This is a genomic window from Pseudomonas sp. LBUM1643, from assembly GCF_059716215.1.
In genome coordinates, this window is record NZ_CP166813.1 from 2,672,353 (window position 1) to 2,697,023 (window position 24,671).

20 protein-coding genes are annotated in these 24,671 nt (G+C 55.9%); 7 read left to right on the forward strand and 13 right to left on the reverse strand.

The genetic code is table 11. The annotated features are described in order from the left end of the window. Positions 1-6: 6 nt before the first annotated feature. The 13 genes from tssH to ACA063_RS12155 all read right to left on the reverse strand — a co-directional run bounded on the left by tssH (position 7) and on the right by ACA063_RS12155 (position 14,421). Positions 7-2,610 carry a type VI secretion system ATPase TssH gene (gene tssH, locus ACA063_RS12095; protein WP_497666048.1) on the reverse strand — a complete coding sequence of 868 codons (2,604 nt, stop codon included), beginning with the start codon at positions 2,608-2,610 and terminating at the stop codon, positions 7-9. Then, on the reverse strand, positions 2,607-3,677 hold the full coding sequence (gene tssG, locus ACA063_RS12100; protein WP_497666049.1) for a type VI secretion system baseplate subunit TssG: 1,071 nt from the start codon (positions 3,675-3,677) through the stop codon (positions 2,607-2,609). Before tssG ends, tssH begins: the two co-directional genes overlap by 4 nt. Beyond that, complete coding sequence (gene tssF / locus ACA063_RS12105) at positions 3,641-5,473, reverse strand: type VI secretion system baseplate subunit TssF (RefSeq protein WP_497666050.1); 1,833 nt, start codon at positions 5,471-5,473, stop codon at positions 3,641-3,643. Before tssF ends, tssG begins: the two co-directional genes overlap by 37 nt. Then, positions 5,473-5,955: a type VI secretion system baseplate subunit TssE gene (tssE, locus tag ACA063_RS12110; RefSeq protein WP_162439819.1), complete on the reverse strand. Its 483-nt coding sequence runs from the start codon at positions 5,953-5,955 to the stop codon at positions 5,473-5,475. The genes tssF and tssE overlap by 1 nt, the downstream gene beginning before the upstream one ends. A 25-nt stretch (positions 5,956-5,980) precedes the next feature. Further along, positions 5,981-7,483: a type VI secretion system contractile sheath large subunit gene (tssC, locus tag ACA063_RS12115; RefSeq protein ID WP_162439818.1), complete on the reverse strand. Its 1,503-nt coding sequence runs from the start codon at positions 7,481-7,483 to the stop codon at positions 5,981-5,983. A 10-nt stretch (positions 7,484-7,493) separates the two neighbouring features. Further along, positions 7,494-8,027 (reverse strand): type VI secretion system contractile sheath small subunit, encoded by a 534-nt coding sequence (tssB, locus tag ACA063_RS12120; protein WP_194693663.1) that lies wholly within the window; start codon positions 8,025-8,027, stop codon positions 7,494-7,496. A gap of 70 nt (positions 8,028-8,097) precedes the next feature. Then, positions 8,098-8,847 carry a hypothetical protein gene (locus tag ACA063_RS12125; protein WP_162439816.1) on the reverse strand — a complete coding sequence of 250 codons (750 nt, stop codon included), beginning with the start codon at positions 8,845-8,847 and terminating at the stop codon, positions 8,098-8,100. Positions 8,848-9,497: 650 nt separating this feature from the next. Then, complete coding sequence (locus ACA063_RS12130; protein ID WP_497666051.1) at positions 9,498-10,400, reverse strand: immunity protein Tsi6 family protein; 903 nt, start codon at positions 10,398-10,400, stop codon at positions 9,498-9,500. Between the two features lie 59 nt (positions 10,401-10,459). Next, entirely contained in the window at positions 10,460-10,723 is a 264-nt protein-coding gene (locus ACA063_RS12135; RefSeq protein ID WP_497666510.1) for a hypothetical protein, read from the reverse strand. After that, positions 10,720-11,841, reverse strand: coding sequence for an ADP-ribosylarginine hydrolase Tri1 (gene tri1, locus ACA063_RS12140; RefSeq protein ID WP_497666052.1), 1,122 nt, complete (start codon positions 11,839-11,841; stop codon positions 10,720-10,722). The genes ACA063_RS12135 and tri1 overlap by 4 nt, the downstream gene beginning before the upstream one ends. A gap of 286 nt (positions 11,842-12,127) precedes the next feature. After that, positions 12,128-12,607, reverse strand: a complete 480-nt coding sequence (locus ACA063_RS12145; RefSeq protein ID WP_497666053.1) for a hypothetical protein — start codon at positions 12,605-12,607, stop codon at positions 12,128-12,130. A 15-nt stretch (positions 12,608-12,622) separates the two neighbouring features. Then, a complete protein-coding gene (locus ACA063_RS12150; protein WP_497666054.1) occupies positions 12,623-12,952 on the reverse strand; it encodes a hypothetical protein in 330 nt (109 codons plus the stop codon). An 8-nt stretch (positions 12,953-12,960) separates the two neighbouring features. Continuing rightward, positions 12,961-14,421, reverse strand: coding sequence for a DUF6861 domain-containing protein (locus ACA063_RS12155; RefSeq protein WP_497666055.1), 1,461 nt, complete (start codon positions 14,419-14,421; stop codon positions 12,961-12,963). Between the two features lie 698 nt (positions 14,422-15,119). Between ACA063_RS12155 and ACA063_RS12160 the strand changes: the two genes are divergently transcribed. From ACA063_RS12160 to ACA063_RS12190, 7 genes are all read left to right on the forward strand, one after another. After that, positions 15,120-16,160 (forward strand): hypothetical protein, encoded by a 1,041-nt coding sequence (locus tag ACA063_RS12160; protein ID WP_497666056.1) that lies wholly within the window; start codon positions 15,120-15,122, stop codon positions 16,158-16,160. Then, complete coding sequence (locus tag ACA063_RS12165) at positions 16,160-16,888, forward strand: hypothetical protein (protein ID WP_497666057.1); 729 nt, start codon at positions 16,160-16,162, stop codon at positions 16,886-16,888. The genes ACA063_RS12160 and ACA063_RS12165 overlap by 1 nt, the downstream gene beginning before the upstream one ends. Before the next feature lie 71 nt (positions 16,889-16,959). Next, the gene (tssI, locus tag ACA063_RS12170; RefSeq protein WP_497666058.1) at positions 16,960-18,807 is read left to right on the forward strand and encodes a type VI secretion system tip protein TssI/VgrG; all 1,848 of its coding nucleotides are present in this window, start codon (positions 16,960-16,962) and stop codon (positions 18,805-18,807) included. A gap of 12 nt (positions 18,808-18,819) precedes the next feature. Beyond that, positions 18,820-19,401, forward strand: a complete 582-nt coding sequence (locus ACA063_RS12175) for a hypothetical protein (RefSeq protein ID WP_497666059.1) — start codon at positions 18,820-18,822, stop codon at positions 19,399-19,401. 35 nt (positions 19,402-19,436) lie between these two features. Continuing rightward, complete coding sequence (locus ACA063_RS12180; RefSeq protein ID WP_497666060.1) at positions 19,437-19,904, forward strand: DcrB-related protein; 468 nt, start codon at positions 19,437-19,439, stop codon at positions 19,902-19,904. A 5-nt stretch (positions 19,905-19,909) separates the two neighbouring features. Next, positions 19,910-24,148 (forward strand): RHS repeat-associated core domain-containing protein, encoded by a 4,239-nt coding sequence (locus tag ACA063_RS12185; RefSeq protein WP_497666061.1) that lies wholly within the window; start codon positions 19,910-19,912, stop codon positions 24,146-24,148. Then, positions 24,145-24,432, forward strand: a complete 288-nt coding sequence (locus tag ACA063_RS12190) for a hypothetical protein (protein WP_497666062.1) — start codon at positions 24,145-24,147, stop codon at positions 24,430-24,432. The genes ACA063_RS12185 and ACA063_RS12190 overlap by 4 nt, the downstream gene beginning before the upstream one ends. Positions 24,433-24,671: the final 239 nt, after the last annotated feature.

Genomic DNA, 24,671 nt, shown 5'->3' on the forward strand with positions numbered 1-24,671 from the left:
GCTCGTTCAGCACAGGCTGTAGGCGAAATCGCCGTCGCTGCCCAACTCGATCTTCAGACTTTGAATCGGCTTGTCCTGCGCCATCCGTTCCAGGACCCGTTGGGCCAGTTCCGGCATCAGGGTCTTCGACAGAATGTTGTCGATGTTGCGGGCGCCGCTGTCGACTTCCGTGCAACGCGATGCAATGGCTTTGACCAGCGCCTCGTCGTAGCTCAGGACCGCCTGATGATTGCGCTCGAAACGCTTGCGAATGCGCTCCAGCTTGAGCGCGACGATGCGCTCCAGAATGGCGTCCTTGACCGGGTAGTAGGGGACGATGGTCAGGCGACCGAGGAACGCGGGTTTGAACACCTGGTTCAGCTCGTCGCGCAGGCCTTCGACGATGTCTTCCGGCGTCGGTTGCTGCTCGGCGTTCAGGCACCACTGCATGATGCGATCAGTGCCGGTGTTGGACGTGAGGATGATCACGGTGTTGCGGAAGTTGATCTCCCGGCCTTCACCGTCATCCAGCACACCTTTGTCGAAGACCTGGAAAAACAGCTCGAGTACGTCCGGGTGGGCTTTTTCCACTTCATCCAGCAGCACCACGCTGTAAGGCTTGCGCCGTACCGCTTCGGTCAGCACGCCGCCTTCGCCATAGCCGACGTAACCCGGCGGCGATCCCTTGAGGCTCGAGACCGTGTGGGCTTCCTGGTACTCGGACATATTGATGGTGATGACGTTACGCTCGCCGCCGTACAGGGTGTCGGCCAGGGCCAGGGCGGTTTCGGTCTTGCCGACGCCGCTCGGGCCGAGCAACAGGAACACGCCGATGGGTTTGTTCGGGTCTTCCATGCGGGCCCGGGACACCTTGATGCGCTTGCCGATTTCATGCAGCGCGTGATCTTGTCCGAGCACGCGTTCGCCCAGCAGGGCAGGCAGGCGCTGGACGGTTTCGATCTCGTCGCGGAGCATTTTGCCCAACGGGATACCGGTCCAGCCGGAAATCACTTCGCCAATGGTTCCGCCGTCCACCAGGGCATGCACCAGTGGTTGTTCACCCTGGACGCTGGTCAATTCGGCACGCACAGCGGCAATCTCCCGGGCATCGGGCGCCTTGTTGTCCGGATGGCTGAGGGCGCCGAGTTTTTCCACCAGTTCCAGCTCACGCTGCCACTGTTGTTCCAGTGCGTCGCGGGTCTGCTGCTGTGCCTGCAGCTCGGTGTGCAGGGTGGCCAGGCGGCGCGCATGGTCGCTGCCTTTGGCGGCTTCCTGTTCCAGCACGGTGATCTCGGCCTGCAGGTTGTCGATCTGCCGCTTGCAGTCTTCGAGGGGTCCCGGTTGTGCAGACTGGCCCAGGGCGACTCGCGCGCAGGCCGTGTCCAGAACGCTCACGGCCTTGTCCGGCAACTGGCGGCCGGTGATGTAGCGATTGGACAGCCGCACGGCTTGCACCAGTGCTTCGTCCATTACCGTGACCTTGTGGTGATCCTGCATCTTGGCCAGCAGGCCGCGCAGCATGTGGATCGCCTTGTCTTCGTCCGGCTCTTCGACCTTCACCACCTGGAAGCGGCGGGCGAGTGCAGCGTCTTTCTCGAAGTACTTTTTGTATTCGGCCCAGGTCGTCGCGGCGATGGTGCGCAGTTCGCCCCGAGCCAAGGCTGGCTTGAGCAGATTGGCCGCGTCGTTCTGTCCGGCCTGACCACCGGACCCGATCAAGGTGTGTGCCTCGTCGATGAACAGGATGATTGGATGAAGGCTGCGTTTGGTTTCTTCGATGACGGATTTGAGACGGTTCTCAAACTCGCCTTTCACACCGGCACCGGCCTGGAGCAAGCCCAGGTCCAGGGTGTGAATGGCGACGTCTTTGAGTACCGACGGCACATCACCTTGAATGATGCGCAGCGCCAGGCCTTCCACCACGGCGGTTTTACCCACGCCGGCTTCACCGGTCAGGATCGGGTTGTTCTGGCGGCGGCGGGTCAGGATGTCGACCATCTGCCGGACCTCGAACTCACGGCCCAGCACCGGGTCAATCCGGCCTTCGCGAGCGCTTTGCGTCAGGTTGACGGTGTATTGATCGAGGGCCGGGGTCTTGCCGTTGCCTTTGACCGTGCTGCGGGTACTGACGTCTGCACCGGCCAGGGGTTTGGCCTGTTGCGATTCGGTGCTGCCTTCGACCAGCGCGCCAAGGTTCACGCGCAAATCGTCGGCATTGATTTTTTCCAGCTCCGGGGCGGAGGCGATCACCACCCGGCGCAGTTCGTCGTCATCGAGCAAAGCCTGCAACAGATAGCCGGTGCGAATCTGCCCCTGGCCGAATTCGATGGAGGCCAGCACCCAGGCCTGCTCGATCATGCGCGTGATGTGCGGCGACAACGCAGGCGTGCGGGTATTGCCCTTTTTGAAGGTCCCCAGCGCCGTCACCAGTTGCGCCTGCAGGCGATCGGGCACCACGTCGTAGTGACGCAGGATGACCGGCAGGTCGTTGTCGTTGCTGTCCAGCAACTGCAACAACAGGTGCTCGATTTCGACGTCGTAATGCTGTTCCGAGAGACACAGGGCCGCCGCACTTTCTGTCGCGGTGCGGCTGGTGTCGTTCAGTTTGGCAAACAGGGACTTCAGGTTCACAGGGAGACCCCATCAAAAGGAATGTGGAAGAGGGCGCAACGGGAGGGTTCCACGTCGACGCCAGGGCGTTTGAGCCAGCCGAGCCAGCCCAGTGACACGTTGCCCTGGCGACCGAGGCGGGCCGCGGGTACTGCTTCGGGTTTGAGCTTGGGTGCCAACTGGAAGTCCAGTTCGGCACCGACGTAGAACCGCACCAGTTCCACCAGTTTCTGGTAGTCCACGGTGCCGGGCTGGAAGCGTTGATAGTCGGACAGGTCCAGCGGGGCCGTCTCGATGCGTACGCACGATTGGTAGTCCCAGACACGGTTCCCGGCGACAGCGCTTTGTCCGAGCACCGCGTTCTTGCGACCCAGTTGCGTGCATTGGCTGGCATCGAGTTTCAACCAGCGACCGGCAAACGGCTTGACCTTGAACGGCAACGAAAAATAGAAGCTCAGCATGGCTTCGAGGTTCATCGCATTGCGTGGTTTCTGTGCGAACAGACCGGAAAAGTAGCTGAATAATTCGCGACGCAGGGGTGAGCCTTGCTTGTCGAATTTCTGCTTCTGCGCCTCGGGACCAAAGCCCACCAGATTGAGCAGGTAGCGATCAAAATCCGAGGTGCCGTTGCGTTCGTACTCGATGTAGAACTTGTATTTTTGCCACGCTTCGTAAAACAGCGTGGTCATGCGGTGGGAGAAAATATCGAGGAACGCATGGGCCGCGTCGTCCCGGTACTGGACGTGCCGTTCGATCAGCAGCTCGGTGTACGGGCGCGGCAGCACACCCGACGGCCCGACCAGTCCCATGAACGTGACTTGCACCTCGGACAGCGGCAGACCTGCCGCCGACACCTTGCCTTCACGCTCGAACTGCAAGTCGCTGACTTCGCTGGCAGGGAAGTTCAGGGACAGCTGTGAGCGAAAACGCAAAGGGTCTTCGTGCGGTCGGGTGTCCAGGTCCATGCGCCCGGTTCTGCTGTAATGCAGGCGGAGCAATCGCACCAATTGGAAAAATTCGAATCGGTGCGGCTCAGCCCGTGCCTGGTCGATCAGACCAGGGGTTGATCGCCGGTTCGAGGTGGCCATTGGACGACTCTCTTTTCGCGCTGCAAGGTGCGAAGGGTTAATTGGGTAAAGCTGTTCATGCTGCAGTACTGGCCAAAGAAGTGGTCCAGCACCATGCCGAACAAAAACACACCGCTGCCGGTGTACTGGCTTTCATCGAAATTCAGGGTGATGCCGACACCGCGCACGAAGTTCGGGCGCGGGTGACCGATGCGTGCCACCACCGGTTCGCTAGTGACCGAGACAATGCCGTTGATCTGTTTGCGGATCGCCGAAACGTTGCGGTAGTTGTAGAGCGACAGCAGCTCCAGCAGCACGTCGCGACCGCGGGACACCAGCGACATGTGGTTGAGCGACAAGTGCGAGATCAACCGCCAGATCACCCCGTTGCCCAGCGGCACGCGAGCGGTGGCGGTGGGTTTGCGCAAGCAACGGATGTCGCTGATGACCGAGTTGCCCGGAATACTGAAATCGCCGCGCTCGCCGCCGAACGGCAGCATCAAGGGCAGGTCGCGATTGCTGCAGGTCAGACGGATGCTCAAGGTGTCGTTGCTGGAATCCAGCAGTTCCAGCTCACGATCCACGACGCGGATAAACATGTTCGAGCCATCGCGCTGCTGGGTCTGTACCGGGCGACGCCGGGCAATCCAGAAGCTTTGGCCGGGACCTTGGTCGCCTCGCGGTTCGAAGAACGGATGGCAGGTGGCGACCTGGTCGATGCCGCCGACTTTGCGCACCCGACGCACGCGATCGATGGACACCACTTCCGCCGAGCTTTGCAGGCGCACGTCGGGCGTCACCGCGTACTCGTGCTGGGCGTGGGTCAGCTTGATCGGCTCGGCCTGCTGGCGGAACAGGTTGATGATCGGGGTGCAATTGAGCTTGAAGTTGTTGCGGCCGATGTTCTGCGTCAGACGCGCCAGGCGATCACTCAGGTCGTAATCGGAAAAGTAGAAGTTGATCTCGATTTTCTCGAGATTCTGGCCCGCCAACAGTCGTGCAAACCCCGACAGGTCGAAGAACATGAACTTGTCCGGGAAGGTGAAATATTCGTGCAGCAAGCGGTAACCCAGAAACGAGCGCTCCGAGTAATCCACCAGACCTTCGTCCAGACCGTAACCCACGGCTTTCAAGGCGTTCGCCGGCAACGTGATTTCGCGCGTGCGGCCCTGATCTTCGAAGCTCAACGTGGCTTTGGCCAGGTTGTTGAACAGCAACTCATACAGCTGCAGCATCAGGGTGCTTTCGCCGTCGAGGAAAAACCGCAGGCGGTCCAGCTCCATCTTGCCGAACATCACATCGGACGTGGCGCTCAGACCGATGCGCAGGCGTGCGACCAGGTCAGCGCTGTGGCCGTTGAACGCCGAACGCTCCATCTCGATGAACGAGGCTTGATGCACCGCTACCGGCCACAGTTCAACCGGGTAGCAGGTGCGGAATTTGCACACCACGCCATCAATCGGGTTGGCGCTGAGCTCGGTGTGTCGGGCCACGCGGAAGGCTTCGGTGACTTTTTCCTGCTTGCCCAGGTTGAACTCGACAATCGACATCGACGGGGTAGGGCGCAGGTAATGCGGGTACAGCACTTCGAGAAACGACTCGACGATTTCAGGCAACTCGTCATCGAGTTTTTTATGCACGCGTGCAGACAGGAACGAGAACGCTTCGATCAAGCGCTCGGTGTGCGGGTCTTCGCAGTTATCGCCCTCGATGAGCAACCGCGAAGCAATCTTCGGGTACTGACTCGCAAACTCCTGCCCTAAGAAGCGCAGGTGCGACAGTTCCTTTTCGTAATAGGGGAGCAGATCGTCGAGCATCAGTTGAGGTTCTGCACTTTGTATTCCTGGGTGTTGACCTGCAGCACCGCGTCGAAGGAAACCTGACGGGTGATGTCCTGCAGGCGCAGTACTGCGTCCACGCGAAAGGTCAGCATGCGTTGGCCGGTTTGTTGTGCGAGCAGTTGGACTTTGACGCTGCGAAACCGCCGGTCGCCGACGGAGATCGCCTTCTCCAGCTGGCGTTGAATCAGCAGGCGATCCTGCGGATCCAGCACACTGCGACTGGTGAAATCCGGCATGCCGTAGTCAAGGATGGTTCCGTTCAAATTGACGAAACCCTCCAGCTCGTTGGCGACCAGGGACTGGCGAGTGTTCACCAGTACCTCCAGGTCACGAACGATACTGGCCTTGTAATCGGCCAGCGAACACAAGCGTTGCGATGAGGCTTCCATGGACTGATGCGGATGATCGTCCAGCAATCGATCCAGCAACGATGGCAACAGCTTGTGTTGACTACTCATCTTGCCTCCTTGGCAATGATGCCGATCAGCCGCGAGTCGATTGCGGCAATTCGGCAACCAGACGCAACGAAGCGGTCAGCTCATCCAGTTGATAATGCGGACGCAGGTAGGTCACCGCCTTGTACACGCCTGGCTTGCCCGGAACCTCAAACACTTCGGCCCGCGCTTCGCGCAACGGGAACTTGGCTTTCGCTTCCTGGCTCGCGGTGTCGTCCAGCAACACGTAGCTCGACAGCCACTTGTTGAGGAACATCTCCACGTCCTTGCGCGAAGCGAAGCTGCCGATCTTGTCGCGCATGATCGCCTTCATGTAGTGAGCGATACGCGAGGTGGCGAAGATGTACTGCAACTGCGCCGAGAGACGGGCGTTGGCGTTGGCGATGTCGGTGTTGTAATGCTTCTGCTTTTGCGTCGACTGGGTGCCGAAGAACGCGGCGTAGTCGGTGCCTTTGCAGTGCACCAGCGGGATAAAACCGAGGTCCGACAGCTCTTTTTCACGGCGGTCGGTGATGGCGATTTCGGTCGGGCACTTGAGGGCGATTTCGCCGTCGTCGGTCTTGAATGTGTGAGTCGGCAGGCCTTCAACCAGACCGCCACCCTCGACACCGCGAATCGCGACACACCAGCCATAACGGGAGAACGCGTCGGTGACCCGGGTGCCCAGGGCGTAGGCGGCGTTCATCCACAGGTATTTGTTGTGGTCGCGACCGTCGACGCTTTCAACGAAGTTGAATTCTTCGACCGGCGTGGTATCCGGGCCATACGGCAGGCGACCCAGCACGTGCGGCAAGGTCAAACCGACGTAACGGGAATCTTCGGAAGCGCGGAACGACTTCCACTTGGCGTATTCGACGGTGTCGAAAATCTTTGCCAGGTCCCGTGGGCCGGACATGTCGGTAAACGAATCCCAGCCGAACAGCTCAGGCGAGGCCGCCGAGATGAACGGTGCGTGGGCCGCTGCGGCGACATGGGAAATCTCTTCCAGCAGGTACATGTCTTCCGGGCTGCGATTGAACTCGTAGTCACCCAGCAGCATGCCGAACGGTGCACCACCAAAGGTGCCGTATTCTTCTTCGTAGATCTTTTTGAACAGGGCGCTCTGGTCGAATTCGGAGGCTGCCTTGAGGTCGCGCACCAGGTCTTTCTTCGAGGCGTTGAGCAGTTGAATCTTCAGCGTGGTGCTGGTTTCGGTCTGGTCCACCTGATACTTCAGGCCACGCCACGACGCTTCCAGTTGCTGGAATTCGCGGGCATGCATGATTTCGTTCATCTGCTCGGAAAGCATCGCGTCGATTTCGGCGATGCGCGCGTCGAGCACGGCAATCAGGTCCTTGCTCGGCGTCATTTCGCCTTCCAGCACCTGGCCGACCAGTTCACCGATCAAGTCACGGGTACGGGTGCGCTCGGTCTCGGAGCGAGCCACGCGGCTTTCCGAAATGATGCTGTCGAGCAGTGAGGATTGCGGGGCGAAGTTTTCCACTTCAACCAATTCGCTGTCCTGTTGAGTCACGGTTTGCTTGTCGTTCATCTTCAGGCTCCTACTGTTTGCCATCGGTGGCTGGAACCGCGGCTTCGCGGCCGAATTCCTTGCCCAGCGTTTTCAACTTCTCAGTGTTCTGCAGCACGTCCATGAGCAGCTCTTCGAGCTTGTCATTGCCGCCCATCTTGTTGCGCAGATCAGCCAGCTTGTTGCGCACTTCCAGCAGTTTGCGCAGCGGCTCGACCTGCTTGACCACGTTCTGCGGCTCGAAGTCTTCGAGGGCATTGAAGTTGAGCTCGACGCCCAGCTGCGTGCCGTTCTTGGCCAGGGTGTTGTCGACCCGGTAAGTCAGGCGCGGCTTGATGCCCTTGAGCACACCGTTGAAGTTATCGCGGTCGATGAAGATGAACTTGCGGTCCTTGAGCTTCGGCAGCGGCTCCAGCGGGTTGCCGGAGAAATCGCCCAGCACACCGACGACAAAGGGCAGCTCTTTCTTTTCCTGAGCATCACCGATGTCCACGTCGTAAGTGATATGGACCCGAGGCGCGCGAACGCGATCGAGTTTGTGCTGGGTACTTTCCTTCTTCGCCATCGTCATCTCCTGGTGCGAACAAATTCGCTGCAAGTCATTTGCGTCTAGGCTCAACAGTCGGCCTGGCGCGTTACATTCCTTCGATCGTCAGCAGAAGGCGCTGACGGATTTCATCGTTCATTTCCAAAATATTCTCGTGGCCTACCAGCTCTTCGAAGCTGGTATTGCCGGCGATCTGGGTGCTGCTGCGGATCACCGCATCATCAGGCAGCTGGGCCCGTACGGGCGAACTGATCACGCAAAAGGGCAGGTCACCAAAGTCTTTCAACCGTTCGAAACTGACGGGAAAACGCAGGCCTTCCAGCAATCGGCTCAACCCCGGTGACTTGCTCAGGCAGTAGAACAGCACCAGGTAGTGCACGACGAAACGGTACAGCTCGGCGCTGCTGCGATTGGGGTCTTTGATGACGGTGCGAAAACGGGCCAGGTCAAACGAACTGAACCCGACCACCCAGCGCACAGGGCTGGTGATGCGAATGGATTGACCGCTCTGCGACAGCACCTTGTCGTACTCCAGCGGGAACAATTCCGGCGTCGTACTGATCAGGTTGAGGGGGACTTCAAGCTCATTGACCAGCTGGAACGGCGAGGCCGAACCGATGCGGTCGTACAGTTCCTTGAGCTCTTTGAAATGGTGCTGGGTCTCGCGCCCGCTGCTGCGTTGCGCGCCTTGCAGGTACTCACCGAAAAACGACTGCGGACGGATCAGCAATGCCAGGGTCGACAGGTAATCCGAAGCTTGCGTCTTGAGCGCATCGGAAATAGCCCGGGTCTGGCCTCGCAATTTGATCAGTGCTTCAACGTCAAACGCTTGAGTCATCGGTATTTATCGTCCTTGAACCTTTCACGATTGCTACCCGGATTATCCGGGAGCGTGAAGAGCCACTAATTTCTCGATTGAACACCTGTTCACACAGTGCGAGCCCTGATGTTTTTGACATCATTTATCGCACTGCCAGGAATAATTTCTTTGAATGCTGGCATATCAGTGTCGATTAGCCAGCAACGTGGTGTATGGCAACAATTGGCATACAAAAGTTCACGAGGGAGCGGATTTTTTCTCGTTTTTGATACATGCCGCAATGATGTCCGCTTGCCATTAGTCGGTGGTTCTGTCTTACAGACGGGTCTGAAACCCAGCAACTTCAAGGGTTTGAGGAGGGGTGTGGATCCAATTTTTAATTGAAATTAATTTCGAAAAAGGTGAAGCGGTTCACCTAATTTGGGTAATCCCGGTCGTTCGGTGGGATTTTAATTTCAGAAATGGCCGTTGAAAGTGATGGCTATACTGAGTAATTGCACTAAAAGAGCGCTATTTCGCATTTTGTAATGGGCAAAAAAAGGCTTTAATGGCTAAGGTTGGGAAGGTGAATAGGTTCACCCGCTAGCAACAGGGTTCCGTGTCGAGCACTATGCGGGGTCTCGGTGATCATTTTTGCCTCAAGCGTTATTAATGAAGTCGCAAAAATGCTATGGGTGAGGAAGACTTTCTGGTGGCATTCCATTCGGCAGCTGAATCTTCAAACCGCGGGCGATTTGATCGCCAATGTAGAGGGCAATCCCCAGTGCGCTGGCTAGTTCAGGGTCGTTGGGTTCAAACTCTCTGCCGATCCAGTCACCGAGAGTTAATTGGTGCAGTCTTGCTTTGTCTTTTTCAGTTCCCAGCAACACGTTTTTGATGAATTGCAATTGGATCAACGAGCTTGAGTAGATGTGGTATTCCGGGCACTTGTTGTATCCCCGGGCGGTGATTGCTATCGCATTGTCGATATAATCCAGGGCCGTTATTGGTGTTTTCAAGGAGGGCTCGCTTCCGGTTCCAGCGGTTTGATAGCTACGTGACGCCACGTAATCATCAAACATTTGAGCCTGTTCTCCTGTCTGGTCAGAGTTTCGAACAACGTGTTTTCTATAGCCAAGGAACTGTTCCGATTGTGGCCCATGAGTCAGTAGGGAAACAATGGCTGCACATTGGATGAGCCAATAGATTTCAAACGAGGATTCGGTGCCTCGACAAAAACCAAGATTTTCTGCCTGCTTGTACAAGTCAGCGGCCAGTTGGTCGGCGTTTTCGTGGTTTATCGTGTTCTGTGGTGTCAAACCGACCGGCTCATTCGCTATCACGAATACCCGATAGCGTTGTAGCAGAAGGGCATCAACAAGCGTCAAGTCCGGGCAAGCAGGCGGTGACAACGGTACAAAAACCTCCATTTCACGATTGATGGGTATCCAGGACAAGTTCCTCTCCACTTGGGAAGGCTCCTTGGCCATTTCGGTCAAGGGGACTTCTTCAACTACCTGCACCGTTGGGACGGGTGGAAGAACGGTTTTTTGCCTGAAAAGAGCTTTTAATTGATTCAGTAGCTTTAACATGGGAAAGCCCTCAGCGGTCCAATCAACGTTAATTATCGATATCTGTTCCCATCTTAATATTAAATGGCCGACCCTCTGTTATTTCCAGGCTTCTCAATCAGCAACTCGTCCAGTTCTCTGCGACGGCATTTCATAACGAAATCCACAGCAGCAACACTGTTCTGTTGAAAAAATTCGAAGCTTGCGTGATCTATTTCGTAATACTCCTCGTAGTCAATCATGCCGTTGCTAACTGGAAATGAAACGTAGAACCTTCCGGAGGTTTCATCGATTCCCAAGGAAAACAGTTCTTCGTGATTTACGTAAATGTCTTTGCATTTCAGATGTGTTCTCCGCCAAAAATTACCGCGTCCATTTCGTCATGCAGTGGAGCCCTCTCGAATAGTCTTTGGGCCAAGCCCTGGATATGCTCTGACCATGCGACTTGCGTGACCCATTCTTCCGGCATTCCCGATACTCCGTACAGCGCCCCGGCTATCTGGCCAGCGGTAGCTGCCACGCTGTCCGCATCATCCGCCAGATTGGCGGCCAGCAGGATCGCATCCTTGAAGTTATCCGTGTTCCACACCGCCCATAGTGCCGCTTCCAGCGTGTCGATGACGTAGCCGGAGGAACGGATTTGATCGCGGGTTTTTTGTTTGTACTCGCCTGCATTGATGATCAATGGTCGGGGGTACAGGGCTCTTGGCATTGGCGACAAGGCTTCTTCCTTGTCCGCACCGTTGAGAGCCAGGTGCAATTGTGCACCCAATAGTTCGCAGCCATTCACTGCCTCTACGGCCCGGTGGGTACATCGGCTCTGTGCCGCGCTTTCCCGCCAGGTGCCAGACAAGGTGTGGCGCCGGAAAATAGCGGTGGGTGCCAACCGAATGATTGACCCATTGCCAGCTGTCGATGGATGGTCATTACCGTACCAATCAACACCCTGTGCCAGTGACCCTTCCAGTGCAGCACGAGTGGCATTGCCAATATCGAAACACTTTCCGTTATGACTGTTCTCGCCGTTTTTGTACCAACGACAAAGCCGTTGTGAAAAGTCACGGAAGTCGAAATTGTTGTTTGCTACGTAAGTGTCCGCCAAGGCCAATGCCATGCTGGTATCGTCGGTCCATTCGCCCTTTTTCAGATTGAAGGGCCCGCCTCCCACCATGTCACTGACATGTTCGATATCACGGGGCAAGAATTCCAGCGTTGTACCTACCGCATCGCCAATCGCGAGCCCTAGCAGGCAACCCTTCGCACGGTCCAGTGCCTGTTCTTCAGTGAGGGTGCAAGGCCTGGAAGTCAGCCAGCCAGGCTTCTCGTTAGTTACCTTGGGGGCGTCCGGCTGCAACATGAAATCCATGCGCTGACGCAGCTGAGGAGAAGGGGGTGGGAGGAGATGATCGTAACGCTCAGTGTATTTGGAGAGCGCTTCGTCCGAGCTTCTCAAATCAATCATGGCTGCTCTCTAGTCTGGTGTGCTCTCAAAGATACGGCTTCCAGGCAACTCGGGCGAGGTCATAAGGATTTTGGTTTTCGATAAAATGTGTCCGTAAATCGGTAAAATGTGTGCACAGAGCCAATACATCGAAAACGTACCGATCATGATTGCGTACAGTACAAAAGCTAGAGCGCCCAGTCTGAAAGTCATAGGAGACATAAAAATTTTAGATGTGCGTAGTGGTTTGAGCACTTCAACCTATGACACTAACTGCAGGTTGGAAAACCGACTGCTGATAGTAACGTCAATCTTTACAATCGCCCGGTGCTAACGTGACTTCGGCAATGTTTTTCAAGTCAGCGCTGCTGTATTGGTAAGTGATTTTGTTGCCTAACGCTAGCACCAACAAATACGCGGTTTGGCTGCACAGGGATTTGTTTATTTGTTGGGCCAGATAGCTTTGATAATAAGCTTGCTCACCGGGACGACCTTCGTACCCCGACAGCGTCAATTTATAATGGACTGTTCGATCTGCGTACGTGATGTTGTCGATGCGTGTGGCTAAGTCGAGCATGATCGGTAACTGTTGCTGCTGCTGATTAACAACCTCGGCGAGTATTTTTTCCGCATCCGCCGCGTACAGGGGCGTCGTGAAAATCATTGCAGCGATGAAGGCCAAAGGGCCATGGCGGAAACAGGACGGCTTCAAACTGATCTCTCCCTGATGTGTGGTTGCGGCTGCAAAATTGACAGCCGCCCATGCTGACTGATCATCCGTGGTCACGCGTTCGCGCTGTTGTCAGTCAGGCTTCGAACCGCTGTTCTTCTTCTCTTCCATCTGCGCCTTGAGTCGACGCAGCGTCGGTGATTCTCCGCCGGTGAGTTCGATTTTGAACTCGGCGAAGGCATGCTCGAGCTCGGCGTACTGCTGCAAGCCTTCTTCGGTGAACAGGTAACGTCCTGGGATATCCCTCCACTCCATTGGAGCCCGAATCTGGCCACGTTCCGCCAGGATCAGCAGCGGTTCCAGCTCCACGGCCAGTTTTGCGGCGGCAGGGTCTTTTGCTTTCAGCGCGTCAATGGCTGCCCGTAGCTTCTGTGTCTTTTCTTTCAGTAGTTCAATATTCATACGGGGCTCTAGTTGGAGGTCGTGCCGATCAATTTTGGCACTCCCCACTCGGCACGGTTAGGTGTCAGGTATTGGAAGGCTTCGCCAGTGCGTTGGATCGCGCCGCTCAATTCTGTCGTAGGGGCGACTTTACTGACAAATACCTCGGTTGGCTTCAAAGGCGCCATCTCGAAGATGGAATAGCGGGGTGCCTCGCTGCCCAATGGCAAGCCGAACGAGTCGGCCAGCGTTCGCCCGGAACTGGTGGCTGCCTGCAGTTCCTCGTGGGTTGTGAAGAAAGGCGAGTAGGGGGAAACGCTCTGGCCTTCAGGCACAATCTTGATCAGGGGCGAATTGATCAACCGGACTTCTGGAATCGTCGAGCCTGATGCCACCTGGTCAAACGCTCGGGAGTAAATGGTGGTGGCGTCGGCATCCGGCGCCGCGGCTTGCAGCTTGCCCAACAGTTTCTCCCCGTCCGTAGTGTTCAGGAAGCTTTCGATCTGCTCGTTCGACAAGCCCTTGGTCTTGAAGGTCTGGACCTTCTTGATCTGGTCTTCCACGGACACGAAGTCGGGATCTTGCTTGGCGTAGTACTCGCGCATGGTCTCCGGTTCAGCCTTGGCAAGTGGCGTCGGCTCCTTCACCTGCAACTCAGCCTGAGCCAGCAACTTCTGCTCATTGCGCGCCAGCCAGCCCGCCAATTGCTTGTTCGATATCTCGGCCTGCAGCTTCGCGCTGCGTGTTGCGATGCTTTCCATGCTGCCCACGACGCCCGCTTTCACCTGGCCGCGTGTCAGGTAGGTGACGATGGCGGTGAGCAGCAGCAACACCAGTTGCTCCTGGCCCCGGGCCAGTTGTCGCGCTGCGCGTTCGGTGCGTTCCTGGACCAACGAGGCAGAGCCGCCGCTGGGGTCCAGGCCCGCGGGCTTCACGCCTTCTTCGGCGTGCCATGCAGTGGCAATGCCTTCCTGCAACGTGGAGAGGCAGGCGGGGAGGCCGTCGTAAAAATACTCAGCGATGGCCGACAAACCCAGGCCCATAAGAATCAGGTTACCGACTTGCAAGCCGATACCGGCCCCGGCAGCAGCTCCCGGTGCTGCGCCAATCCCGAACGCAAAGGCTCCTGCCGCACCGCCGGCGATAGTGCCAACCGCAACGCTGCCACCCAGAATCATCGACACTTCTTTGACCAGTTGCAGCAGCACGGGAAGGATCTGCTCGATTTCGATCGAGGCCCATTTGCGCTTGAGGTCCATCTGGATGATCGGGTAGGAGAGAGCAAATGCCCGGTTCACCGCATCGATGCGGTGGCCGCCCATGTAGCCATAGGCCTGGCTCGCGCCGTTGCCGACGCGTCGGGTGAAACCGTTCCAGTTGTCGTGAGCGCTCTGCAAGCCCTCGTTGACCCCCTGGTTCAATTCGCTGAATTTCTGATCGAGGTTGCGTTCGACGTCGGCCCAGCTGGGCACATTCGCTAAAAGATCCATTTACACATCACTGTCCTTGAAACATCCCAACCTAATCGTCTTGTAAAATTCGAACGCTTGCGACGGCTTGATTCCTCTGACTGGCCGATGGTGGCGTTGGTGCCGCTAGCGCATGATTTTCCCCAACTTTCACCCCGATGCCTTGGGTGCCAAAATCCAGATTTGCGTCTAAGCATGCTAAAGCTGATCGTCCGATAGGTTGACACCATCGGCTCAGCGGTGTCTCCTTTGGGCGATTGGGTGTACGTCCAAGCAACTGTGACCGGTTTCTCTTTTTTGAAACACTGTTAGCACTTTCCCATTTATCCGTTGTCTCAGCGGTTCAGTCTGGTGAGCCACACGGCTGCCGCCGCCAGCATGATGATTGGCGGAAGGCTATAGCCTATGTCCTACAGAATTCTAGGGGTGTAGTGCAGCTCGATGCGATGCCAACGGTAGGAACGTCTCGCTGGAAGCGTTAATTTTGGCGTCCCGATTGTAGTTCGCGAATACCTCGACTGGTCACTCCATCGCGCTGGTATTCCGGTCGAATCCAAGGATATATGCAGAAATATGGACATCACTAAGCTGCTTACACCGTCAAATTGCCAGCGATTGCAAGAAACTGATCTGCGTCGTGGGTGCGAATTATGGAGCACTACTGGGTCGATTGATGCCGCGGTTCAGAGCCTGAGCGGGCAGACAGTGAAGGAGCACACATGAGTAACTTTCTGACACCTCCCACTTCGGCCAGCATGCGATGTGAGCGCAGGCAGCCGGGCCTACTAGGGCGTGGGCAGCAGGGGTTTGCAGGCGAGTCTGCAATGGATTTCTACATGCAGCCTGGGCAATTCGCCGGAGAATACGCGACTGATGATTACACGGCTGCGGTATATCTGGTGCATCAACTGTCATCTCCCGACAAGGATATGAGCCCTGATGAATTCAGAAGTGCTGCTTTGCTGCTCCGTGAACTCCTGCAGAAACTGAAGTCCGCCACTAATATATCGGCTGAAGCGTTGCAAGCCCTGCAAGAGGCCGCCAAAAAAATTCCAGTAATTGGAGAACTGATGTTTTCGGGAGGTAACTTGCCCGGAACTATTGCAACTGCTGCAGGCGGCGTTATGGCGGCAGCCAAGGCCAGAAAAGTAACTGATTTACTAGATTTAACTGTTGAGCAGAAAACAAAGCTGATTTCTTGGGCCAATAGTCGGGGAGCCCCCGGCGCTCAGTCAGCTAGTAAAACGTTCAAAGGCAGTATTAAAATAATTTCCAAGAACGGTCAGTTGTTTTTCGAGATACCTGTAACTGCTATAGCGAAACATTATAAGATACTTGGTGAAGTTGGGCCGTCTGTCGCTCATCTCTCTGTCGGGAATACCAAGGCGGCACTGGCTCAACGTGCACATCTGCATGCGAATGGCGCTACTGGCATGTTGAAGTTCATGGGGGGGAATTCTGTCGGTGCTGCTCTGGCTGTAGGTCCGCAAGCATTTCTGGATTATTCAAGTTCGACTACAGGCACAGAGTTCTATAATAAGTCTGTTTACAGCCAGCCCACTAATATCCTGTCGGCTGCTGTAGGCGTCGGTTCCGGGTACGCCTTGGCAGGCGCCGCTGCCCTGTTAGCGGTTCCAGCAGCGCCATTAGTGGTGGTAGTGGCCGTTGGATTCGTTGCAGGTTTGGCAATGCAGTGGGCGATGGTGGAGTTCGGGGTGGATGAGGTGATTGGCAACGCGTTGAAGATTGAGAAGCCATAATGATTGACTCAGATAAGCTCAAAAAATTCACATGGTTTTTATTCGGTTTTTTTATTTTATTGTTCGCCTTTGGTCCTTCAGGGTTTAGGTATTTTTGGCCTATATATTTCGTGGTGTCTTTATCTGCATTTATGTGGACCTTGTATCTTGTCTATGCGTGTGAAAAATTTACTCTGTATATGACTTCGATACTTATTACGGTCGTAAGCGTCTTCTGTTTGTTCGCCTCCACCTCGGCTTATTTGGTTGCGGCCAAATTCTGGGGTAAGACAAGTATTGCTGCCCTCATGATGTGGCCTGTTCCAATAGGGATCGTGACGTTGACGTATTTGGTCCTGGCAAATGGCAAATCGTCATTTCATCCATTCGAATATGATGGAATCAAAGTCCAGCCACGTCCGCAAAACAAGCAAAAAACATCGGCCGCATATAGCCCTCTTTTGGTGGCCGGCGCAACCACCTTGGCGGCAAGTATTTTTACTAAAACAGCCGGCTTCCTCACTACCGGTATGGTTGTCCTATTTGGGATGCTAGCTGTTTCCATCACAATATTATTCTACGCACGCCACGTAATCAGAGGCCTGCGCACCCTCCGCATCCAAGAAAAAACCATGCCCATCCCCTACACCTTCATGCAAATCGACGAAATTCGCGAAGCGCGCAGTCGTTGGTGGTTGAGCAGATTGTTCAAGTGGGTCGCTTCCAGGCGTAAGTCGCCAAGTGCCTGATTTTCGATGATCACTACGTGCAGGCCGTTCAAGCCTGATGACGTGTTACCGGTTAAGGAGTAGTTGAAGCGATGGATCTTTCCTCACTGTTTTTGGCGCAGAACAGGCGCATGTTCAAGCTGACCATGGCCCTCAAGGGCGGCCAGGAGTTGTTGCTTGAATCCTTTGCCGGGAGTGAAGGTTTATCGACTGATTTCGGATTTCAGCTGGATCTGATTTCCGAGGACGCGAGCGTAAAACTCAAGTCCGCAATCGGCCAGGCCGCGACGATTGAAATAGAACTTGCTACCGGCGGTAGCCGTTATATCAACGGCCATGTGCTGAGCTTCGGGAACAACGGCAGTGATGGCGGCATGTCGCGCTACTCAGCCTATGTGGGTTCATGGTTGAGCTTGATTGCGCAGCGGTATGACTCTCAAATCTATCAGGATCAAACCGTAGAGCAGGTGATCAGGAAGGTATTTGGTCGCTACGAAGGTCTCGCGAAATACGAGTTCCGCGTCAGCCGTACACTCAAGCCACACAGCTATATCACTCAGTACCGTGAAAGCGACAGTCACTTCGTCATGCGGCTGCTTGAGCAAGAAGGGTTGTTCTTCTACTTCGAGCACACGGCCGACAGCCACATGCTCATCATCATGGACGACTCCAGCGTTCTGACGCCGCTGCCTGAGCAGCCGCAAGTGCGCTTCCACACAGCATCAGTGACTGAAAACTCTGACTCCATCACTCACTGGAGTTCCGCCCGGGAGTTCCAGGCCGGAAAGATCTCGGTGCAAACCTTCGATTATCGACAGCCCGGAAATCGGATTCCCGTCACGATGAACAGCCTCAATCAACAAGGTGATGTTCCGTCGTATGAAATCTTCGATTACATGGGGCAGTACACCCACGGCACGTATGAAGATGGCGAACTTCTGGTGCGTAACCGCATTGAGGCGCTCGAGCTCAAAGGCAAGACATTTGTCGGGTCAAGCAACTGTCGCGCTATGCGCCCAGGCAATACGTTTGAGCTGACGCAGCATTACGAGCATGACGCTGGCTCTGCCGATGACAGGCAGTTCCTGGTGATGAGCATCGAGCACCGCGGCAGCAACAATTACACCTCGGGAAGTCAGGCTGGCTACGGTAATAAATTTTATTGCGTGCGGAAAAAAATCAAATTCCGTCCACAGATGGACCTGCTCAAGCCTGCGATTTCCGGCCCACAAACCGCCATCATCGTCGGCCCGCCCGGCGAAGAAATCTACACTGACGAAATGGGCCGCGTGAAAGTGCAGTTCCACTGGGACCGCTACGGCGAGTTCAACGACAAAAGCTCCTGCTGGGTCCGCGTTGCTCAAGCCGGTGCCAGCGGCGGTTTCGGCAGCATTCAGATCCCCCGTGTCGGCGACGAAGTCGTGGTGGTCTTCCTCGACGGCAATCCTGATCGGCCGTTGATCATGGGTAGCCTGTACAACAGCAAGAACACACCACCGTGGTCGTTGCCGGCGAACAAGACGCAGAGCGGGTTTTTGACGCGGTCGATGAAGGGCGATGGCGGCACGGCGAACTTCTTTCGCTTTGAAGACAAGGCCGGCGCCGAGCAAGTCATCATGCACGCCGAGCGCAACATGGACACCGAGATCGAGGTCGATGAGACCCACAGTGTCGGTAGCAATCGCACGATCACTGTGGGTGGCACGCACACTGAAACGATCAAGAAAGACACGGTGATGAATGTCCAGGAAGGCTCGCTGACGATTCAGGTCGATAACCAGTTCATTCAGGTGAGTGCCAAGGAGCACATTATTTTGCAGGTCGGAGAAAGCAGCATCACGCTGACTCCGGCCGGCATTGAGATCAGAGGCAAGACGATCACCACTACCAGCACGGACACCACCCAAATCACCGGCTCCGAGGTTCGGATCAATGACTAGGGAATCGTGCCAATGACCAGAACCAGCCTCTATGACCGAATTTCCGCCAAGCGCATTGCGCTGGAGGAAGCGGCTCGTCTTGAACAGCAGAATGCACCGATAGTCGAAGCAGAGGCCGAGCCAGAACCTGTACCTGTGGTCGCCCTGCAAGACACGCCTAGCAGCTTCAACTTCGGCGGGTTCAATCTGGCATTTCCATCGGGTTTCAACTTCCGCGATATTCAGACAACCATCGAGCACGAAGGCGAGCCAATCATCCTGACGATCAATCGTCGCGATGTGGCGCAGGGCCAGAATCTTGAAAATCTTTTTGACGGCTCCGTGCAGGCGTTCCACACGATTTATCCGGGGCTGCGCATCATCCGTCAGCGCGAGTACAGCCTGGCAGGCAATGCCGCCAAGTGCGTGGATTTTCACTTCAAGACCGGTCACGCCGAACGCCATGGGCGTCTGGTGGGCGCCATCGTTCCTGTCGCCGGGCGTGACGAAGTGCAATGGCTGAATATTTCGTGCGTGATTGATCCGACCAAGCCTGCGCTGAGTCTATGGCTGGTTGATTTCGACAGCATGCTCGAAGGCCTCGCGGCCCGCTGATACCTAATTTTTTCGATTTCAGGAATTTACATCACATGGATTATGAATTGCAGGAAGGCAGCATCGCGTTGCCGCAGGGTTTTCAGGACCGCACGGTAAACATGTTTGTGCTGGGGGCGAGCATTCCTGCACCGCTGAGTATCACCATCTCCAGGGACATGCTCCTGCCGGCCGAGGTGCTCAAGGCCTACGTAGACCGCCAGGTAAAAATGCTCGCATCGAAACTGCGTGGCTACACCTTGCTGGGCAAAAAGACGGTCGAGCTTTCCAGCACTGCGCCGATTGATGGCATCCAGATCGATGCGTATTACATGACCGATGGTCGTCCGTTCTATCAGCGTCAGGCGGCATTCCTGATCGAGCCGGGCCGCGCAATCATTTTCTCCACCACGGCGCAGGCTGACTTCAGCAGTGAGCAGAATCAGAACTGGGCCGACCTGCTGGCCAGCTTCCAGCCTCGCCAGCCCGGCGCCAACAAGACCGACTCCAGCGAACAGGAGTAACGGTCATGTTCGAAGCCGCAAGGTTTGGCGACGAAATAAGCCACACCAGTGCCCTGGGCGGGTTTCTGATTGGGGCCGCGCTCGGGATTGCATTGATTGCCACGGTCGCTATCGCGACGTTCACCTGTGGGTTTGGTGTGGCGCTTTTGGCGGGTCTGGCCGCAGGCGTCGGAGGTAGCCTGTTGACTTTCCTGGGGGAGAAAATAGGCAGTAGTTTTTCCTCGCCCTCCGGGACCATCGTCATTGCGTCGGACAACGTATTCGTTAACAGTCGCAAGGCTGCCCATGTCGAAAAAAGCATTGGCGCCTGCGACAAGCATCCAGGTCCGGTACAGGTCGCAGAGGGTTCGACCAACGTTTTCATCAATGGCACTGCAGCGGCCCGAAAGGGCGACAAGATCACCTGCGGCGCAACGATCTCCAGCGGTTCGGATAACGTGCTCATCGGCGGCGGCACCCACCGCTACCTGCCGGTAGATGACGAGATTCCGGGCTGGCTGCGCACTACTGTCGATATTCTCATGGCGGTCGCCGGTGCGGCGGGCGGTATCGCTCAATTGATCAAGGCAGGGACACAGGCGGGCATGAAGGCCGTCATGCCCTGCGTGTTGAAATTCACCGCCGGGTTCGTCGCCGGTGAAGTGGCCAGCCGTTACGTCGTAGGACCGGCGATCGAGCGTGCAGTCGGCGGTTTGATCGGCAACCCTGTCGATGCCACCACCGGCCGCAAGGTCATCCCCGACGAAACCGATTTCAGCCTTCCGGGCCTGATGCCCATCGACTGGTCACGCTTCTACGCCAGTGACCTGACCGTCGACAGTGTGCTCGGCAAGGGTTGGGTGTTGCCTTGGGAACAAAGCCTGCGCCGCAGTGGCAGCTTCGTTTACCTGACCGACAATCAGGGGCGCACGGTGCCCTTCGTAGACGTCAAGCCGGGAGAGCGCATCTACAATCCGCACGAACAGGTGTATCTGGTCTGCACCGAAGGCGGTCACTACCTGCTGCAAACCCTCGACAACATCTTCTTTTACTTCGGCGAAGTGCCGGACGACAACAACCCTGTCCCGTTACAACGCATCGAAAATGCCCTCGGTCACTTCCTGCATTTCACCCGCACGGTCGACGGCACGCTGACCGACATCAGCGCCACCGGCGGCGTTCGTGTGCACCTGCATTACGACAACCCGCTGGGTCGCCTGACCGATGTCAAACGCGTTGTCGACAATCAGGCCGTCGAAACCCTGGTGCAGTATCGCTACGACGACAATGGCCAGCTTATCGAGGTGATCAATCGCAACAACGATTCGGTTCGCCGCTTCAGTTACGCCGACGGCGTCATGGCCAGTCACAGCAATGCCTTGGGCCTGACCTGCAATTACCGTTGGAATACCATCGCAGACCAACCTCGAGTGGTGGAACACTGGACCAGCGATGGCGAGCATTTCCATTTCCGCTACGACATAGCTGCCCGCACCACGTGGATCACCGATGTACTCGGGCGCGAAGCTGAACTTCATTACAACAGCGAAAACCGCGTCACCTCGAGCCGCGACTTCGGTGGCGAACACTACGTTATAGAGATCGACGACACCGGCAACATGACCGGACTTACATTGCCCGATGGCAATACCGTCAAGCTCAAGTACGACGAGTACGCTCGGCTGGTCGAAGAAACCGATCCGCTCGGGCGCAAGATCAAATACCAGCACCACCACCTGACGACCCTGGTCACCCAGGTCGACTACCCCGACGGCAGTACCTGGAAAGCCCGCTACGACGCCAAGGGCAACCTCATCGCCGAAGTCGATGCGCTGGGCAACAAGACCGAATACCTCAACAGCGACGACGGCCTGCCGCACACCATCATCGACGCCACGCAAAAATCCAAATACCTGTGGTGGAACACCCTGGCCCAGGTTGAGCGCTTTCAGGACTGCTCAGGCAAAAACACCCGGTACCGTTTCGACGAGCGCCACCACCTCGTCGCTGTCACCGATGCGCTGAACCAGACCACCACCCTGGAACGCAAACCTGACGGCGAAGTGCTACGCATCCAGCACCCGGACGGTAGCGCCGAATCCTTCACCTACAACGCCCTCGGCCAAGTGCTGACGCACACCGACGGCAAAGGCCAGACCACGCGCTTGCTACGTACCGCCCGAGGTCTGCCAAGCAGCCGCCAGGACGCCAAAGGCCAGCGCATCCGTTACGAGTACGACCAGGCCATTCGCCTGACTGCGCTGGTCAACGAAAATAACGCGGCTTACCAGTTTGCCTACGACGCCTCCGATCGGCTGATCGAAGAAAAACGCATCGACAACCTGACCCGCCAGTTCAGCTACAACCTCGGCGGGCATCTGACGCGGGTCAACGAAATCGGCTACGGTGAGCGCGCCGAACGACCACAACGTCAGACCGAATTCGAACGCGATTCCATCGGCCGACTGCTGGCCAAACTCAATGCCGACGCGCGTCAGGATTATGCCTACGACGACGCCGATCGCTTGCTCTCCATCGCGCGTCTGCCTACCGTCAACGGCAAGAAACTCGGCATTTCTGAAGAAAAGCTCGAATTTTCCTACGACTTGCTGGGCCGTCTGATCAAAGAGACCACCCCACAAGGCGCTCTGTCCTACGACTACGATCCGCTGAGTAACCTGACCACGCTGACCCTGCCCACCGGTCAACACCTGAACCACCTGTACTACGGCAGCGGCCACCTGCACCAACTCAACCTCGACGGCCAGCTCATCAGCGACATGGAGCGCGATGACCTGCACCGCGAGGTGTTGCGTACCCAGGGCAAACTCACCAGTTGTTTTGGCTATGACGCGATGGGCCGCAAGGCTTGGCAATTCGCCTCGACGTTGCCGGCGGAGAAACTGTCGCAGATTCTCAATCCCGGCATTCAACCCGAGCTGTTGGTGGAACACGCCTACAACCCGATTCACCGCCGTCACCAATACGATCCTGCCGGCGAACTCATCCGCACCCTCGACAAACTGCGCGGCGAGATCAAGTACGAGTACGAAGCCAACGGCCAGTTGCACAGCCGTGATACTGGCAAGCTGGTGGACAGTGAAGAGTTCCGATACGACGCGGCGGCAAACCGGCTGAACTTCAATACCAGTCAGTTTGATCACGTGAAAGACAACCGGATCAAGCAGTGGCGGGATCAGGAATATACCTACGATGCGTGGGGCAACCTGATTGAAAAACGCAGCGGGATCAGCCGGCTGCAGACGTTCACGTATGACTGCGAGAATCGGCTCGTCAGGGCTGAGACGCTGGTGAACGGTAAGCTGGAAAGCAGCGGCGCCTATCGCTATGACAGCCTGGGACGGCGTGTCGACAAGGTGTCGGAGGTCAACGGGGTCACCGAGCAGAAGCATTTTCTGTGGCAGGGTTTGCGCATGTTGCGTGAGGAGACGCCGGGGCAGAGTAGCCTCTACATTTACGAGCCGGGGAGTTATGCGCCGTTGGCGCGGGTGGATCAGGTCGAGGGTAGAGAGCAGGCGCTTTACTACTTCCATACTGACCAGATTGGTACACCGCTGGAAATGACTAACCGTGAGGGGCAGATTGTCTGGCAGGCGACGTACAAGGCGTGGGGGGCGGTGGAGCGTCTGGACGTCAACATAGTCGAGCAGAATCTGCGGTTTCAGGGTCAGTATTTCGATGATGAGACGGGGCTGCATTACAATACTTTTCGGTATTACGATCCGGAGGTAGGGCGGTTTATTACGCAGGATCCTATAGGATTGGCAGGGAGTTTTAACCTTTACTCATATGCTAAAAATTCTCTTGCTTACATCGACCCTCTAGGCTTGAGTGCCTGTTCTACAGTCGGTCGGCCTCGTGCCCAGCAGTACGCTGGTGTTAAGGATGCCTCTGCATACCTGAAAAGCAAAGGCGTTCCACGAACGTTTAGAAAGCAAGTTCTGGAATCCTTTGAAAAAGAGACTATTACTGTTAGGCCCGCCTCAGCGAACGAATATGGATTAAGATACTTTGATGGTGTTAATGCTAAGGCAGAAGGGCGATATTTATTTGAGGCGTTTCCTGCAACTAGAGAAAGCTTGGCTGTGAAAACGGAGTGGAACCAAATGACTAAAATCGCTCAGTTTAAAGTGTCGCCTGGATCGACTATTATCGAAGGTCGAGCCTCTGCGCAAGGCGTGGGATTGCCCGGAGGTCAGGTGCAAAAATATATTACTAATTTGTCAGATTTGTTGGCTCTATGAAAAACTTAAATAAAGCAATTCAAAAAATCGAGCGGGCTGTCGACGCCATCGAAGACGCGATATGTCAGAAAAGGCAAGATGTTCTTGCAGTTACAACTATAGATCAGCTTAATAAGTTTAAAGCATGTTTCTTGCGTGTTTTGAGCTTAATTTCATTGGGGGATATTCCCAAAAAAAATAGTCGCGAGCTCGGTATCGCCAGAATAATAGTAGACCAGTGGCCCTTTGATCTCGAGTTGGGATTGTTAATCGTTGAAGCGGAACAGGCCTACAAGAGTATATAGATCTGTTTGCTCAATGCTACGAAACTGGCCAGAAAGCTGGATCGTTGGCGTCAGGCGTTTAGATTCTGGTTGAGGCTTGGTTGAATTAGTAAAGATGAACTATTGAATTTGCTGCAGGAATTTCTCCCGGAATTTGCGGATCGTAGAGATCGAGCGCGCTGAAAGCTATTTGCATGCGATAATAAAAGTTACAAGTCGGTGATATGCGGATTGATAAATGATGATCTAGTGGGAAACCT